Genomic DNA, 15,513 nt, shown 5'->3' with positions numbered 1-15,513 from the left:
GTCTGTTACTATTATATATCTTCAAAAGAAACATCTGTAAAACTCTCTGTCGATTTTAGAGTGTCTATAGCTTCTGTTCCTTCTTCCTTTTTAAAATCTTTTTGGTGACGTTCACTAATTACTTCGCTACCTTTTTCGTTTAAAATATAATCGGTTGCTTTACTTAACATTTCTTGAAAATCTGTAAAGTCTTCTTTATATAAGTAAATTTTGTGCTTTTGGTAATGGAAAGACCCATCATCATGTGTAAATTTTTTACTCTCAGTAACAGTTAAGTAATAATCATCTGCTTTTGTTGCTCTTACATCAAAAAAGTAAGTTCTTCTTCCTGCCCTTAATACTTGTGAAAAAATTTCTTCCTGTTCAACTCTCTCTGCTCTCTCTGCCATAATTCTTGTAAAATAGTAATTATAATATTTTTTTTATACTTAACAAATCTAACAAAATATTTTATGTAGCAAGGTTAAAGATTAAATTTCTTTTTCTAAAAGTTGTTGGTCATACAAGTCTTTGTAATATCCTTCTATTGCTATTAGTTGATTATGAGTTCCTTGTTGTATAATTTTACCTTGGTCTAAAACAATAATTTTATCAGCATTTTTAGCTGATGAAATTCTATGGCTAATTATAAAAGTGGTAATATTTTTTGAGATTCTCTCTAAATTTGAAAGGATTTTTTCTTCGGTTTCTGTGTCTACTGCAGACAAACAATCATCAAAAATTAAAATCTTAGGCTTTTTAATAATTGCTCTAGCAATAGAAACACGCTGCTTTTGTCCGCCAGAAAGTGTTACACCACGTTCTCCTAAAACGGTTTTGTATCCGTTAGGGAAATCGATGATATTTTTATGTACATCTGCATTTTTGGCTGCCGCAATAATCTCTTCTTCTGTGGCGTCTTGTTTACCAAATTTAATATTGTCTTCTATCGTTTCAGAAAATAAAAATGGATCTTGAGGTACAAAACCAATCTGACTTCTAACCGCATCTAAATTGGCTTCTCTAATAGGCGTGTCATCTAATAAAATAGTTCCAATTTTGGTGTCATACAACCTAGAAATTAATTCGATAATGGTTGATTTTCCTGATCCTGTTTTACCTAAAATAGCAATGGTTTCTCCTGATTTGACAGATATATTAATATTTTTTAAAGCGGTAATATTGGTGTCGTCATAAGTAAAAGTAACATCTTTAAAAGTAACGTTTCCTTTTAATTCGGTAGATGAGGTGTTGGTATTTTGTATTTCTGGTACTTGTTGTAAAAACTCGTTAATTCTAGCTTGTGAAGCTTCTGCTTGTTGTACCATAGAAGTAACCCAACCTACAACAGCTACCGGCCATGTTAAAATATTTACATATAACATAAACTCTATAATGGTACCAATTTGTATTTCATTTTCTATATATAATTGACCTCCAACATATAAAACTAATAAGTTACTAATACCAATTAAAAATACCATTAATGGAAAAAATAATGCATTTGCTTTTTGAAGGTGGATGTTCTTTTCCTTGCTTTCATCTGCAATTTTATCGAAGTCTTTTATTATAGATGCTTCAATTCCGTAAGATTTAACCACATTAATTCCAGAGAAAAATTCTTGATTAAAAGTGGTCAATTTTGATAAATATTGCTGAACAATTGTACTTCTTTTGTGTATTACCTTACTTAAAACGAATATAGAAATTGATAATAAAGGAAAAGGAATTAAAGTGTACATGGTTAGCTTAACGTCAATACTCATCATCTGAGTAAAACCAACAACAAGTAAAACAATCATGTTAATACTGTACATAACAGCAGGACCTACATACATTCTTACTTTAGAAACATCTTCAGAAATACGATTCATTAAATCTCCTGTTCTGTTTTTTTTGTAGAAATTGAGTGATAACCTTTGGTATTGTTGATAAATTTCGTTTTTTAAATCGAATTCGATCAACCTAGAAGTAACAATAATGGTCTGTCTCATTAAGAAAGTGAAAAATCCAGATAATATTGCAACACCTATAATAAGGAGTACATTTATTAGTAGTTGATGCTTTACATCTTCTAAATTAGTAACGGTTCCGTCTTGGTAATCTTCTACAATGTTTAAAGAATCTCCTACAATTTGAGGGATTTTTAAAGCTAAAAATTTGGCTAAAATTGTTATTAATAAACCTATTAATAAGCGCCATTTATATTTAGAAAAATATTTATTTACGTGTCTTAGTTCCTTCAATGAATATTGAATTTTTTAAAAAAAATAAAATTACAATTATTATAATATCTATAAATTATTTTTTTGTTAAATAAGTAAAAGCACAAAGATACAAGATTAAGGATAGAATTAATTCTTAAAAAAGAATAAAAAGGTAGTCGAATAAAAGTAAAATAACACTATTTTTGCACCCAAATTTATATATAAGTTCTTTAGAAAATGATTAACAGGAGACATATTCGAGTTAAAGTAATGCAATCTGTGTACGCTATGTTACATTCTTATAATGATGATATCATTAAAGAAGAAAAGTTTTTAAAACATAGTATTTTAAAAATGTACGATTTGTATGTTTTAAACCTAAAGTTATTGGTAGAAGTACAGAAATTAGCAGCTAAAAAAATAGCACTTTCTAAAAAGAAAATTCTTGCTACCAAAGAAGATTTAAACCCAAACAACAAATTTTTAAATAATAAACTGATTAATACCATCGCAGAAAGCGTAAGTATAGAAGGTTATGTTGAGTTAAATGATGTAAGTAATTGGGAAGAAAATGATGAGTATGTAAAAATTATTTTTGAGAAATTGCAAAATAGCGATTTGTATAAAAAATATTTAAGTACTGAAGAAGATTCTTATAAAGTAGATAAAGCTTTTGTAATTGATTTCTTTAAAGAAATTATTGCTCCAGATGAAAAATTAGGAGAATACTTTGAAGACACTACTATTTCTTGGTCAGACGATATTCCTTTTGTAAATACTTGGGTTGTAAAAACGCTAAGTAAGCAAAAAGAGAACACAATTTTTGTTTTAGGAAAACTATACAAAGACAAGGATGATGAAGATTTTGTATCTAAAATGTTTAAGAAAACTGTTTTAAACAATACAGAATACGAATCAATTATTGAAGAAAAAACACCAAATTGGGAAACAGATAGAATTGCAGATATAGATATGATTCTAATAAAAATGGCTGTTTCAGAGTTTTTAAATTTCCATTCTATACCAACCAGAGTTACTATTAATGAGTATATAGAAATATCTAAAGATTATTCTACAGAAAAGAGTAGCTATTTTATTAATGGGGTTTTAGATAAAATTTCTAAGGAATTTATAGAAAGTAAAAGAATTGTTAAAATAGGTAGAGGATTGCTTTAAACTATTGTTTTAGGTAATTTATTTATTATTTTTACACAAAATTAAATCATGATGAAAAAAACAACAATTTTATTAGCATTTGTAATTACAGCATCTTTCTTTACAGCTTGTAAAGATGGAGGAAGTGCCGTTAAAAAAGTAAATCAAGAAAATTTAGAAAACGCTGCTTCTAGAGATATCGAAATTAAAAAAGGAACAGCTTTAATTTCATTAGATAAAACAATCTACGATTTTGGTACTGTAAATGAAGGTGATTTGGTAGAAACTAGTTTTGTTGTTACCAATTCTGGTAAAACAGATTTAGTAATTACAAACGCACAAGGTTCTTGTGGTTGTACAGTTCCTACTTGGCCTAAAGGACCAATAAAACCAGGAGATACTGGAGAGATTAAAGTGAAATTTAATACAAATGGTAGACCAAATAGACAACAAAAGACAGTAACATTAACAACAAATACAGAAGCTGGTAGACAAGTGTTAACCATAAAAGGTTCTGTAACACCAAAAGCAAAATAAAAAGTATGTATACTGTAATTTTTTTACAAGAAGGAGTAGGTAGTTTAATGAGTATGTTACCTTTTTTAGCAATTATTGTTGTGTTTTATTTCTTTATGATAAGACCACAAATGAATCGTCAAAAAAAGGAAAAAGCTTTTCAATCTGAAATCAAAAAAGGTGCTAAAGTAGTTACCTCTAGTGGTATTCATGGTAAAATAGCCGAAATTAACGATACAGAAAATACAGTAACTGTAGAAACAGGAGCTGGTAAAATTAAGTTTGAACGTTCTGCTATTTCTATGGAATTAACAAATAAAAAATTAGCACCTGCTAAAAAATAATTATAAGTTAATTAAAATATTAAGTGAGCTTTGTCTTTTTAGATACAGCTCACTTTTTTGTTAACAAGCTTTTGTGTAGATTGCATTAAAATTGACCTACTACCTTGATAAAGAATAGAAAAATAGAAAAAAGTTTTATTAGTTTTTTAATAGCCTCTATTTTAATGTGGTTTTTAATAACGCTCTCTAGAGAATATACTACTAGTATAACCTTTCCTGTTAATTATAAAAATATTCCTCAAGATAAATTATTACAAAATAAGCCTACAAAACAAATCGATATTATTGTAAAATCTTCAGGATTTAATATTATTAGATCAGGTTTTGGAGATAAAACGATTACTTTAAATGCAAATAGTTTGCGTAAAAAATCTTCTGGCAGCTATTATTTTTTAACAAAAAATCAAGTAAACACAATTCAAAAACAATTGCACTCAGGTCTTGAGTTACAAGAAATTGTTTTAGATACTATTTATTTAGATATTGGTGTTTTAACCTCTAAAAAAGTTGCCTTAAAGCCAAATTTAGATATAAAATACCAAATTGGTTATGATATTTTAGAACCATTGGCAGTAAAACCAGATAGCATTCTAATTTCTGGTCCAGAGGCAGAAGTAAAAAAGATATCATCTATCAATTTAAAATTATTAAAATTAGATAATATTCGAGAAGATTTTTCTAAAAAAGTTGAAATCGTATTGCCTAAAAATGCCAATAACATTAAGTTTAAATCTAAATTTACAACCATTAGTGGTAAGGTAGAGAAGTTTACAGAAGGTACTTTAGAAGTGCCCTTTACAATAAGCAATCTTCCGGAAGGGGTAGATTTAACTACTCTTAATAAAACCGTAGAAGTCGTTTATGTAGTTGGCTTGTCTAACTTTAATAAAATTGATAAAAACTTTTTTGAAATTGTTTGTGATTACAAGGTTTCTAAGGATAATAACCTAGGGTATTTGTTGCCTAAAGTAATTGTAAAACCAGATTTTATTAAAAGTTTTAAAGTGATTCCTAATAAAATAGATTTTTTAATTCAGAAGTAAAATGGTTGTAGGTTTAACTGGCGGTATAGGAAGTGGTAAAACTACAGTCGCTAATATTTTTGCCCAATTTGATACTGTTGTTATTTACAATGCAGATATAGAAGCTAAAAAATTAATGAATGCTTCTTTAATAATTAAATCAAAAATTATTAAAGAATTTGGAGAAGAATCTTACCTAGACAATCAATTAAACAGACCCTTTATTGCCAATCTTGTTTTTAAAGATAAAAGTAAATTAGCGGCGTTAAATGCAATTGTACATCCAGAAGTTAAAAACCATTTTCAAGAATTTGTAAATCTACATGCAGATAAAGGTTATGTTTTATATGAAAATGCCATTCTTTTTGAAAGTAAAAGTAATTTAAAGTGTGATCTTATTATATCTGTATATGTGCCTTTAAACATTAGAATAGAAAGAACAATGCTTAGAGATAACTGTTCTAAAATAGCAGTAGAAAACAGAATAAAAAACCAATGGTTAGAAGATAAAAAGTTACTACAATCTAACTATGTTATTACCAATTTAAACAAAGAAAATACTCATTTTCAGGTTCTTAAAATCCATAATATTTTAACAGAAAAGAAGGTTTCAATTTAATTTTATTCAATAGGATTGTTAAATTACTCTTAAATTTAAGGTAAACTTGTTAATTTAGGTTAAAAACAATAAAATCAATTTTTGAAAGTCGTAACTTTGAATTATGGGTAAGAAAATGTTTGTTCTTATTGTGGTTTTAATGAGCATTTCCTTAATAGGAATTATTGCTGTACAGCTGTTTTGGATAAACAATGCTGTAGAAAGTAAGAATGAACAATTTAAGAATGATGTTCAAAAATCTTTGAGTAGTGTTTCTCAAAAGATCAATGATAAAGAAGAGGCTTTTTTTGATAAAAAAATGGAAAGCTTCTTTAAAAATGTAGGTTTAGCTAATGATGCAGAAATTAGAAATTATCTTTTTCAAGAAATAGACACTACAACTAAAGAAAGTTTTTCTTTAGGAACAACCTATTTAGAAGAAAATTTTAAATTACCAACAGAATTTTTAGATAATGATTCTATTATTGTAAAAAGAGTTACTGGTAAGCAAGACTTTTTTCACTCTAGATTAATAAAAAGTGTAGACAATGTTTTTTCTTCTACGGATGAAAACAGATACTCATTTACTAAAAGATTTAAGGAAATTGAAAGTGCCTATAATTCTCCGTATTTTGAGTATTATAAAAAAACAAAACCATTACATCAAAGAATTAGTAATAATGATTTAAAGAGTACTATAAAATCTGAGTTAGAAAAACGAAATGTTTATTTAGATTTTAAATATGGTGTTTATAGTAAAGACGGTTTAGCAACAAAACTTAAATCTGGTTATTACACAATTAACAAAAAAGAAAGTTATCCATATCCACTTTTTTTTAATGAAAATGGTGATGTAGAATATGAGTTATATGTAACTTTTCCTTCTAAAGATAAACATATACTTTCTGGTTTGTCGAGTATTTTAATACTTTCCTTATGTTTTATTTTTATCATTATCATCGCTTTTTCTAGTTCATTGTATCAACTAATAAGACAGAAGAAAATATCAGAAATAAAAACTGATTTTATAAATAATATGACGCATGAGTTTAAAACACCAATTGCTACCATTAACCTTGCTTTAGATTCTATTAAGAACCCAAAGATTATTAATGATAATGAAAAAGTGTTGCGTTATGTAAAAATGATAAGAGACGAAAATAAAAGAATGCATTCTCAAGTAGAAAATGTCTTAAGAATATCTAGATTAGAAAAAAATCAGTTAGATATTAGTAAGGATACTATAGATATGCACGACACAATAGAAGATGCAATAACACATGTAAGTTTATTAATTGCGGATAGAAAAGGAACTATAAATACACATTTTGAGGCAATTATTACAGAAATTCCGGGTAACGAATTTCATTTAACAAATGTAATTGTAAATATATTAGAAAATGGTTTAAAATATTCTGAAGGAGCTCCAAAGATTAATGTCTATACAGAGAGTACTAACAAATACTTTATCTTTAAAATAAAAGATGAAGGAATAGGAATGAGTAAAGCTGTTCAAAAACAAGTTTTTGATAAGTTTTATAGAGAACAAAAAGGAAACATACATGATGTAAAAGGCCATGGACTTGGTTTAGCGTATGTAAAAGAGATTGTAGAAAAACATCATGGTACTGTTTTTGTAGAAAGTGAAAAAGGAAAAGGAAGTACGTTTACAGTAAAATTACCTTTAATTTAAAAACATAACAATGGGAAGTAAAAAAATTTTATTAGTTGAAGATGATCCAAATTTTGGAACGGTCTTAAAAGATTATTTAGCATTAAATGATTACAATGTAACACACGCTAAAGATGGTATAGAAGGTTTAATCATGTTTAAAAACAGTGATTATGATTTATGTATTTTAGATGTTATGATGCCTCGTAAAGATGGGTTCTCTTTAGCACAAGATATTAGAACAACCAATAAAGAAGTGCCAATTATTTTCTTAACGGCAAAAACCTTAAAAGAAGATGTATTAAAAGGATATGCTGTTGGTGCAGATGATTATTTAAACAAACCTTTTGATTCGGAAGTATTGTTGCACAAAATTAAGGCAATTTTACAAAGAAAAGATACAGATAAAACAGCTGAGTCAGAACAGTTCGAATTTGTTATTGGAGGCTTTTTCTTTAATTCTAAATTAAGACATTTATCTATTGGTGAAAATGGAGAACCAATAAAATTATCTCCAAAAGAAAGTAAATTGTTACGCATGTTGGCAATTCATAAAAATGATTTAATGCCAAGAGAATTAGCATTAACAAAAATATGGAGAGATGACAATTATTTTACATCTAGAAGTATGGATGTATATATTGCAAAGCTTCGTAAGTACTTAAAAGCAGATGAACATGTAGAGATTTTAAACATACATGGAGAAGGATTTAGAATGGTAGATAAGTCTAAATAAAAACAGTTTTCCCATAAAATAAAACTCAATTTGATTGATAATCAAGTTGAGTTTTTGTATATTTAATACATGGCAGATTTTATTAAAATATATAATGAAAATCCAAATCAAAAAGAAATCGACAAAGTTGTTGCGGTTTTAAAACGTGGTGGTTTGGTTATTTATCCAACAGATACTGTTTATGGTTTAGGTTGCGATATTACTAACAATAAAGCTTTAGAAAAGATCGCTCAGATAAAAGGAGTAAAATTAGAAAAAGCAAATTTTTCTTTTATTTGCAATAATTTAAGCCATTTATCAGATTATGTAAAGCAAATAGATAGTGCAACGTTTAAAGTTCTTAAAAGAGCTTTACCTGGTCCTTATACCTTTATTTTACCAGGAAGTAATAACTTACCAAAAGTTTTTAAAAAGAAAAAAACGGTAGGTATTCGTATTCCAGATAATAATATTATTAGAACTTTGGTAGAAACGTTAGGCAACCCAATTGTGTCTACATCTATTAGAGATGAGGATGAGATTTTAGAATATACTACAGATCCAGAATTAATTTTTGAAAAATGGAGAAAGTTAGTCGATATTGTGATTGATGGTGGGTATGGAGACAACCAGGGATCTACAATTATAGATTTTACAGATGGTTATCCAGAAGTAATAAGGGAAGGTAAGGGGAGTTTAGATATTTTGTAATGCCTAAAATTCACTTAGAAACCATTATTAATATCGATAATATTGATATTGTTTTCAATTTAATTAGAAGTATAGATTTACATAAGATTTCTACAAAAAAACTCTAAAGAAGAAGCTATTGCTGGTAAAACTTCTGGCTTAATAGCACTAAATGAAACAGTAACTTGGAGAGCAAAGCACTTAGGCTTTACACAAGAATTAACTTCTATTATTACGGATTTTAAAGCACCTACTTTTTTTGCAGATGAAATGGTTTGTGGTGCCTTTAAAAGTTTTAGGCATGAACATTACCTTGAGTTAAAAGAAGGTAAAGTGATTGTAAAAGATGTTTTTCAATATGTTTCTCCTTTTGGTTTTCTTGGAAAACTTGCTGATTTTATTTTCTTAAAAAACTATATGAAGAATTTTTTAGTAGAAAGAAATAAGGTGATAAAAGAATACGCAGAGTCTGGGAAATGGAAAAAAGTTTTAGAAAAGAAATTACTTTAATTCTTCAAATTTTTTTCTACCCAATGCAAAATACTGCCAAACAATACTTGTATGTAAATTATAGTCTTGTTTTTTCTGTAAAACTTTACGTTTTTTTAAAAATTTAAAGAAGTTTTTATAGAAACTAAAATGAGCTTTTACAATTGCCCAAGTGTGTATTGGTTTTAATTCTAAGAGAAACTTTAAGCCTGCAATTCCGTCTAAAATTAAACGAGAAAAAATAACGAATAGAAACCATCTTTTAGGAACGTTTTTTACAACATTTAATAAGCTATTTCTAAAATTTAAATATGTTTTTTGTGGATTTGTTTCTTCTAAAGTAGCTCCTCCAACATGATACACCGTAGAAGCACCCACATATTTTATTTTGTAACCTCTATTTTGAGCTCGCCAGCATAGATCTATTTCTTCTTGGTGTGCAAAATAATCTTCATCTAAACCACCTAGTTGATGATAGACTTTAGATCGAATACATAAACATGCGCCAGAAGCCCAAAAAATTGTAACTTCATCATTATATTGTCCGTTATCTGTTTCTAAATTATTAAATAAGCGTCCTCTACAATATGGGTATCCGTATAAATCTACAAAACCACCTGCTGCTCCAGCGTATTCAAATTTAGTTTTATCTTTAAAAGACAATAATTTAGGTTGAATAATAGCAGTGTTTTCTTCATTTTTAAAAACAGTTTTTATTGGTACTAACCAATTCTCTGTAACCTCAACGTCAGAATTTAATAGACAGTAAATATCAGCATCTATTGCTTGTAAGGCATCATTATATCCTTTTGCATAACCACCGTTTTCGGTATTTTCTATAATTTTAACAGAAGGGAAAAACTTTTTCACATAGGTAATAGAAGAATCTGTAGAAGCGTTGTCGGCAACATAAATATCAGCTTCTTTAGAGCTAAAATTTATAACCGATGGTAAGAACTGCTCTAACAGTTTTTGACCATTCCAATTTAATATGACGATTGCTATTTTCAAGAGTGCAAATTTACTGTTTAAAATTAGTTTTTTTCTAAATTTTTCTGAATAATAGTTATTCAATAAATGAACTTTATTTTGACCTTTCTTTACTAAAAGAAGATAAGTACATTTTATAGTGCAGCATTATGTTTTTCTTTAATAAAAGGAGTATTTCTTATTGGTAATCAGGGATTTCTTTTAGAAAAATATAGGTTTCATTTTCGAAATCCATTTTACAATAAAAGTGCTCTAAACCATTGGTAACTATTAAGTAATTTGCCTTTAGTTTTAAGTTATATCGTGCAATTTGATCAAAAGTAGCTTGGGTAATTTTAATAGAAGGTGCCTTACATTCTACAATAATTTCATGATTTCCTTCTTTATTAAAAACTAAAATGTCAGTTCTTTTTTTACGATTATTAATAGTTAATTGCTTTTCTAAGGCAATTAAAGAAAGAGGATATTTTTTTTGATTGATCAAAAAATGTACATAATGCTGACGAACCCATTCTTCTGGAGTTAAAACTAGATATTTTTTTCTCAATTTATCAAAAATAAGCGTCTTATTTTCGCTACTTTTGAGCCTGAAGTTATAAATTGGTAGGTTGAGTTCTTGCATTTTCATTACCACGAATATCACTAATTTATATGATTTACAAAAAATAAAGTTAAGTTATTGTTGTAACGTTATTTGATGTTCATAATAATGTAAGTGATGGTTCTTTATGATTCAGTTGATAATTAAAGAAATCTCAATTCGTGCATTCGTGTCAAGAATAATAATAAAAAAGTAAATGAACGAAATAAGAAACATTGTTTCAGATATAAAGAAAGGGAATATAAAACCTATCTATTTTTTAATGGGGGATGAACCTTATTATATTGATAAAATTTCTGATTACATCGAAGATAATATCTTGGATGAGGCTGAAAAAGGATTCAACCAGCAAGTGATGTACGGAAGGGATGCAACTATAGAAGATATTGTTTCTTCTGCAAAACGCTTTCCAATGATGGCAGAAAGACAAGTAATCATTGTTAAAGAAGCGCAAGATTTAAGTAGAAATATAGAGAAATTGGTTTCGTACGCAGAAAATCCGCAGCCAACCACTGTTTTAGTTTTTAACTACAAGTACAAAAAACTAGATAAGCGTAAAAAATTACATAAGGTAATTGCTAAAACAGGTTTAGTTTACGAAAGTAAAAAACTGTATGAAAATCAGGTTTCAGATTGGATTCGTAGAGTTTTAAGCGGAAAAAAATATCAGATTGAGCCAAAAGCGACTCAGATGTTGGTAGAGTTTTTAGGGACAGATTTAAGCAAAATATCTAATGAATTAGATAAGTTGATGCTAATTCTGCCTAAAGAAACGATTATTTCAGACAAACATATAGAAGATAATATAGGTATCTCTAAAGACTTTAATAATTTTGAATTGCGAAATGCCGTAGGAGGGAAGGACATAGTAAAAGCAAATAGAATTATTAATTATTTTGCAGAAAATCCAAAGAATAATCCTTTGGTAATGACCATTTCTTTGTTGAATAGTTTTTTTACACAATTATTGCTGTTTCATGGTTTAAAAGATAAATCTAAAGGAGCTGTAGCAAAATCTCTTGGTGTGAGTCCGTATTTTGTAGATGAATATTTTTTAGCAGCTAAGAATTATCCAATGAGAAAAGTAGCGCAAGTAATTGCCTTTTTACGAGATGCGGATGTAAAAAGTAAAGGTGTGGGAGCAAGCCAGTCTCAAAAAGATATATTAAAAGAATTATTATTTAAAATTTTACATTAAAATGAAAAACATTTTCGATAAAGATATTACCAATGAAGTTATTAAGAGAATTGATAATTTATCTGTAACATCAAAACCAACTTGGGGTAAAATGTCTGTATCTCAAATGTTAGCACACTGTGCTGTTACGTATGAAATGGTTTTTACAGAAAAGTACCCAAAACCAAATGCTTTAACTAGGTGGATTTTAAAATTGGTTGTTAAAAACATTGTTGTTTCGGAAAAACCGTATGCAAAAAATGGAAGAACTGCAGCTCAATTTATCATTTCTGAGGTTAGAGAATTTGAAGCTGAAAAGAAAAATTTAATAGCGCACATAACTAAAACACAAGAATTAGGAACCACTTATTTTGAAGGCAAAGAATCGCATTCTTTTGGTAAACTTACGGCTGTAGAATGGAATAATTCTTTTTACAAACATTTAGATCATCACTTAACTCAGTTTGGAGTTTAAGTTTCACGATAGTTTTTAAAATGACAAAAGCGAGCAATAAATAATTATTGCTCGCTTTCTTTTTTTCTATCAGTAATTATTGATTTAGTTAACAATCAATTTTTTGGTGATTATTTGATTCTTAGTATCCTTAATTTTAATAAAATAGACCCCTTTATTAAAAGCAGATATTTCAAAATAATTGGTGTTTATCGCTTCTTTAGAAAATGATTTTACTTGTTTCCCTGTAATATCAAAAATGGTTACTTCATTTGTTTGCTCAGAAAGAACAAAATGTGTTTTAGCAGGATTTGGGTACATTTTAAAAGTACTGTTATCTTGTTCTGTAAAATCATCAGTAGAAAGAGAAGCTGGTTTATTTGCATACACTTTAAATTCTCCTGGTGCTAACGAAATTGCTGCATTAGTATTTGTTACAGAAATTGTAGCGTTATCTTCTAATAAATTGTACCAAGTACCTATTTGTTGAAAAGCAGGAGTAATGCTTTGTGTGGTTACCCCAAAATTACCAATAATAACAATGTTTTGTATATCTGTTGCAGATGCATCTGTTAAATGAATTGTATTTAATCCGTTAGCATTACCAACATTTAAAGTAAAATCTGAAGTTTCAAAAATTTCATATTTTAGTTTTAACTGAATTAATTTAGACCAAGTTTCTTTTAGGTTTGTTCTATTTACATTGTCTACATAATTCCATAAAATTGGTTTATTACCTGTTCTACCATTTTGTTCTATAGAAATATCATAGCCTAATTCTCCAAATTGCCAAATCATTTTTGGACCAGGAATTGTAAAGTAAAAAGCACCTGCCAAGGCTTCTCTCTCTAAAGCTGTATTTAGGTTTTTAACACTATAACTTCCAATAGAATTACCGTTTTGTAGGTTTTTGTACATTAAGCGTTCTTCATCATGGCTTTCCATATAACTTACATTTGCTGGTACAGACCAACCTCTGTTTTTGTAAGAAATCCAAGAAAAATCAGAATTACTACCAAAGCCCATTGTAGCTTGGTTGTATTGATGGTTGTGATTACCCCAAACCATAATTCCTTTTCCTTCATCTAATCTATAATTAACCCATTCTGTTTCTTCATTGTTGGTTCCTAAATGTTCGAAAATGATATAGAAACTTGGATCTATTTCCCATTGATCATCAGCATATTCTTTTAAAATAGTAACCCTGTCTTGTTGATAAGCATTTGTGCAAGCCTCACTACCGGTACAATTTTGAGTAAATCCTTTTGTTAGATCCCATCTAAAACCATCAATTTTGTATTCGTCAATCCAATATTGAGAAACTCTTTTTACATAGTCTTTCACTGCTTGTTTAGAATGATTAAAATCGTTAAAAACACTGTAAGAATGTCTAGCGACTGGGTTGAAAAAAGGACTATCAGAACTTGCTTGTCCTCCATAACCACCATTGTCTGTATTGTACATTCTATAATACGGATTTTGACCAGAAGCATGGTTAAAAGCAACATCGATTATTACAGCAATTCCTCTTCTATGGCATTCATCAATAAATTGTTTAAAAGAGGTGGTATTTCCATAATACTTGTCTAGTGCCATGTGAAAAGAAGGGTTGTAACCCCAAGATTCATTACCATCAAACTCCATAACTGGTAAAAATTCTATGGCATTAATTCCTAATTCTTCTAAATAATCTAACCTTGCTTTTACGGCATCATAAGAATGTAATTCATCAAAATCTCTAATTAAAAGCTCGTAAATAACCAAGTCTGTTTTTGCTGGTTTTGTAAAATTTGTAGTTTGCCATACATAAGGAGCATCACCGGTTCTTAATAAAGTTACTGCATGACTTGTTTTGCCTGTAGGGTAACTAGGTAAATTAGGGTAGGTTGTAGCGTTTATATATTGATCATTATATTCATCTAAAATAATGGTAGAGTACGGGTCTGCAACTCTTAAATCTGCATTTATAATATATTGATATGTATAATCTGTTTGCGGATTTAAGCCTGAAAGTTCTATCCAAAAACGATCTTTTGCAGTATCTTTTTTAAGTAAGTATGCATCGCTAATTTCCCAATTGTTAAAACTACCAATTAGGTGAATAAACTCTTTACCTGGAGCGTAAAAAACCAAAGTAGCTTTTGTATTGTCTGATGGGTTTAAATTGATTCCATCTTTCATTCCTGCAGGAACAGCAGCTTCTAAAACAGTTGGTTTTACAATTGCTTGAAATGTTGTGCTTTTTACTTCTCCGTTGTTGGATGCTTCTAAAATAAAAGTAGTGTTTTCTGTAACCGTAGGAGCGTAGCTATATGTTTTGGCGTTATTTTTTTGATGGATAGTAGTTCCATTTGCTTTTAAAGTAAAGTTAGCAGTTAAAGAAGCAGCTGCGTCAATAGCTAAGTTTTCACCAGAATTTAATATTGTTGTTGCGTTTGTAGGCGTGTTTAGTGTTAATTGAAAAGAACCAACATTAAAAATAAAATCGTTACAACCGGTATCTTTCATTTCTTGATTACCTGCCGCATTTCTAAATACAACACCCATTTTAGTAACATTATTAGCTTGGGTATCTGATAAAGAATAATATGTTTTTGGAACAATTGTAATTTCCCAACGATTGTTGGATGTGTTAAGTGTCATTTCTCCAACACCATCATCTGATCCCCAATTACCAACAACACTTATGTCGAAAGCATTGGTATCGCTTCCAACTCCAGAATGCATATATACTTTTGATGGATTTGTAAGTCCATTACAATCTGTTGCAGTACTGTTAGCGTCTAAACTAATTGTGATAGATGTTGTTAAATCAAAAGGATTTGGAGTAATGGTAACTTGACCAAAACCGATTGAAGTTATGATTAAAAAGAGTAGTGTAATTTTTTTCATAATTAATAGTGT

General features: G+C 28.7%; 16 protein-coding genes. 11 read left to right on the top strand and 5 right to left on the bottom strand.

Annotation, left to right across the window (positions count from 1 at the left end; all coding sequences use genetic code 11):
• Positions 1 to 11: 11 nt before the first annotated feature.
• Together WG945_RS03715 and WG945_RS03710 are read right to left on the bottom strand one after the other, a co-directional pair.
• The gene (locus WG945_RS03715) at positions 12 to 389 is read right to left on the bottom strand and encodes a PUR family DNA/RNA-binding protein (RefSeq protein ID WP_068448333.1); all 378 of its coding nucleotides are present in this window, start codon (positions 387 to 389) and stop codon (positions 12 to 14) included.
• A gap of 81 nt (positions 390 to 470) precedes the next feature.
• Positions 471 to 2,225, bottom strand: coding sequence for an ABC transporter ATP-binding protein (locus WG945_RS03710; RefSeq protein WP_068448332.1), 1,755 nt, complete (start codon positions 2,223 to 2,225; stop codon positions 471 to 473).
• A gap of 198 nt (positions 2,226 to 2,423) precedes the next feature.
• On the opposite strand from WG945_RS03710, the gene nusB reads away from it, so the two are divergent.
• The 9 genes from nusB (at position 2,424) to WG945_RS03665 (ending at position 9,408) form a co-directional block, all read left to right on the top strand.
• Positions 2,424 to 3,362 carry a transcription antitermination factor NusB gene (nusB, locus tag WG945_RS03705; protein WP_068448331.1) on the top strand — a complete coding sequence of 313 codons (939 nt, stop codon included), beginning with the start codon at positions 2,424 to 2,426 and terminating at the stop codon, positions 3,360 to 3,362.
• Between the two features lie 48 nt (positions 3,363 to 3,410).
• Positions 3,411 to 3,878 carry a DUF1573 domain-containing protein gene (locus tag WG945_RS03700; RefSeq protein WP_340866907.1) on the top strand — a complete coding sequence of 156 codons (468 nt, stop codon included), beginning with the start codon at positions 3,411 to 3,413 and terminating at the stop codon, positions 3,876 to 3,878.
• Between the two features lie 5 nt (positions 3,879 to 3,883).
• Complete coding sequence (yajC, locus tag WG945_RS03695) at positions 3,884 to 4,201, top strand: preprotein translocase subunit YajC (RefSeq protein ID WP_068448328.1); 318 nt, start codon at positions 3,884 to 3,886, stop codon at positions 4,199 to 4,201.
• Between the two features lie 104 nt (positions 4,202 to 4,305).
• Positions 4,306 to 5,244, top strand: coding sequence for a CdaR family protein (locus WG945_RS03690; protein WP_157603541.1), 939 nt, complete (start codon positions 4,306 to 4,308; stop codon positions 5,242 to 5,244).
• Between the two features lies 1 nt (position 5,245).
• Positions 5,246 to 5,842 carry a dephospho-CoA kinase gene (coaE, locus tag WG945_RS03685; RefSeq protein WP_068448327.1) on the top strand — a complete coding sequence of 199 codons (597 nt, stop codon included), beginning with the start codon at positions 5,246 to 5,248 and terminating at the stop codon, positions 5,840 to 5,842.
• Between the two features lie 103 nt (positions 5,843 to 5,945).
• Entirely contained in the window at positions 5,946 to 7,514 is a 1,569-nt protein-coding gene (locus tag WG945_RS03680) for a sensor histidine kinase (protein ID WP_068448326.1), read from the top strand.
• Positions 7,515 to 7,524: 10 nt separating this feature from the next.
• Positions 7,525 to 8,229, top strand: a complete 705-nt coding sequence (locus WG945_RS03675) for a response regulator transcription factor (RefSeq protein WP_068448324.1) — start codon at positions 7,525 to 7,527, stop codon at positions 8,227 to 8,229.
• 69 nt (positions 8,230 to 8,298) lie between these two features.
• Complete coding sequence (locus tag WG945_RS03670) at positions 8,299 to 8,919, top strand: L-threonylcarbamoyladenylate synthase (RefSeq protein WP_068448322.1); 621 nt, start codon at positions 8,299 to 8,301, stop codon at positions 8,917 to 8,919.
• A 312-nt stretch (positions 8,920 to 9,231) separates the two neighbouring features.
• A complete protein-coding gene (locus tag WG945_RS03665; protein ID WP_317039165.1) occupies positions 9,232 to 9,408 on the top strand; it encodes a hypothetical protein in 177 nt (58 codons plus the stop codon).
• On the opposite strand, the gene WG945_RS03660 is transcribed toward WG945_RS03665, so the two are convergent.
• Complete coding sequence (locus WG945_RS03660; RefSeq protein WP_068448505.1) at positions 9,400 to 10,398, bottom strand: glycosyltransferase family 2 protein; 999 nt, start codon at positions 10,396 to 10,398, stop codon at positions 9,400 to 9,402. The genes WG945_RS03665 and WG945_RS03660 overlap by 9 nt on opposite strands.
• Positions 10,399 to 10,555: 157 nt before the next feature.
• On the bottom strand, positions 10,556 to 10,999 hold the full coding sequence (locus tag WG945_RS03655) for a type I restriction enzyme HsdR N-terminal domain-containing protein (RefSeq protein ID WP_197482058.1): 444 nt from the start codon (positions 10,997 to 10,999) through the stop codon (positions 10,556 to 10,558).
• Between the two features lie 175 nt (positions 11,000 to 11,174).
• On the opposite strand from WG945_RS03655, the gene holA reads away from it, so the two are divergent.
• Positions 11,175 to 12,176 carry a DNA polymerase III subunit delta gene (gene holA / locus WG945_RS03650; protein ID WP_068448316.1) on the top strand — a complete coding sequence of 334 codons (1,002 nt, stop codon included), beginning with the start codon at positions 11,175 to 11,177 and terminating at the stop codon, positions 12,174 to 12,176.
• Position 12,177: 1 nt separating this feature from the next.
• A complete protein-coding gene (locus WG945_RS03645; protein WP_068448314.1) occupies positions 12,178 to 12,630 on the top strand; it encodes a DUF1569 domain-containing protein in 453 nt (150 codons plus the stop codon).
• Between the two features lie 84 nt (positions 12,631 to 12,714).
• On the opposite strand, the gene WG945_RS03640 is transcribed toward WG945_RS03645, so the two are convergent.
• Complete coding sequence (locus WG945_RS03640) at positions 12,715 to 15,501, bottom strand: alpha-amylase family glycosyl hydrolase (RefSeq protein WP_068448312.1); 2,787 nt, start codon at positions 15,499 to 15,501, stop codon at positions 12,715 to 12,717.
• Positions 15,502 to 15,513 lie beyond the last annotated feature (12 nt).

Source organism: Polaribacter atrinae (genome assembly GCF_038023995.1).
In the GTDB taxonomy this organism is placed as follows: domain Bacteria; phylum Bacteroidota; class Bacteroidia; order Flavobacteriales; family Flavobacteriaceae; genus Polaribacter; species Polaribacter atrinae.
The sequence above is the reverse complement of the archived record's forward strand: the minus strand, read 5'-3'. Positions and strand labels throughout refer to the sequence as shown.

Excerpts from the sequence above, each read along its gene's own strand:
- WG945_RS03645 (WP_068448314.1), top strand. The coding sequence starts at position 12,178 with ATGAAAAACATTTTCGATAAAGATATTACCAATGAAGTTATTAAGAGA.
- WG945_RS03675 (WP_068448324.1), top strand. The coding sequence starts at position 7,525 with ATGGGAAGTAAAAAAATTTTATTAGTTGAAGATGATCCAAATTTTGGA.
- WG945_RS03655 (WP_197482058.1), bottom strand. The coding sequence starts at position 10,999 with ATGCAAGAACTCAACCTACCAATTTATAACTTCAGGCTCAAAAGTAGC.
- WG945_RS03700 (WP_340866907.1), top strand. The coding sequence starts at position 3,411 with ATGATGAAAAAAACAACAATTTTATTAGCATTTGTAATTACAGCATCT.
- holA (WP_068448316.1), top strand. The coding sequence starts at position 11,175 with ATGAACGAAATAAGAAACATTGTTTCAGATATAAAGAAAGGGAATATA.
- WG945_RS03715 (WP_068448333.1), bottom strand. The coding sequence starts at position 389 with ATGGCAGAGAGAGCAGAGAGAGTTGAACAGGAAGAAATTTTTTCACAA.
- WG945_RS03670 (WP_068448322.1), top strand. The coding sequence starts at position 8,299 with ATGGCAGATTTTATTAAAATATATAATGAAAATCCAAATCAAAAAGAA.
- coaE (WP_068448327.1), top strand. The coding sequence starts at position 5,246 with ATGGTTGTAGGTTTAACTGGCGGTATAGGAAGTGGTAAAACTACAGTC.
- WG945_RS03640 (WP_068448312.1), bottom strand. The coding sequence starts at position 15,501 with ATGAAAAAAATTACACTACTCTTTTTAATCATAACTTCAATCGGTTTT.
- WG945_RS03680 (WP_068448326.1), top strand. The coding sequence starts at position 5,946 with ATGGGTAAGAAAATGTTTGTTCTTATTGTGGTTTTAATGAGCATTTCC.
- yajC (WP_068448328.1), top strand. The coding sequence starts at position 3,884 with ATGTATACTGTAATTTTTTTACAAGAAGGAGTAGGTAGTTTAATGAGT.
- nusB (WP_068448331.1), top strand. The coding sequence starts at position 2,424 with ATGATTAACAGGAGACATATTCGAGTTAAAGTAATGCAATCTGTGTAC.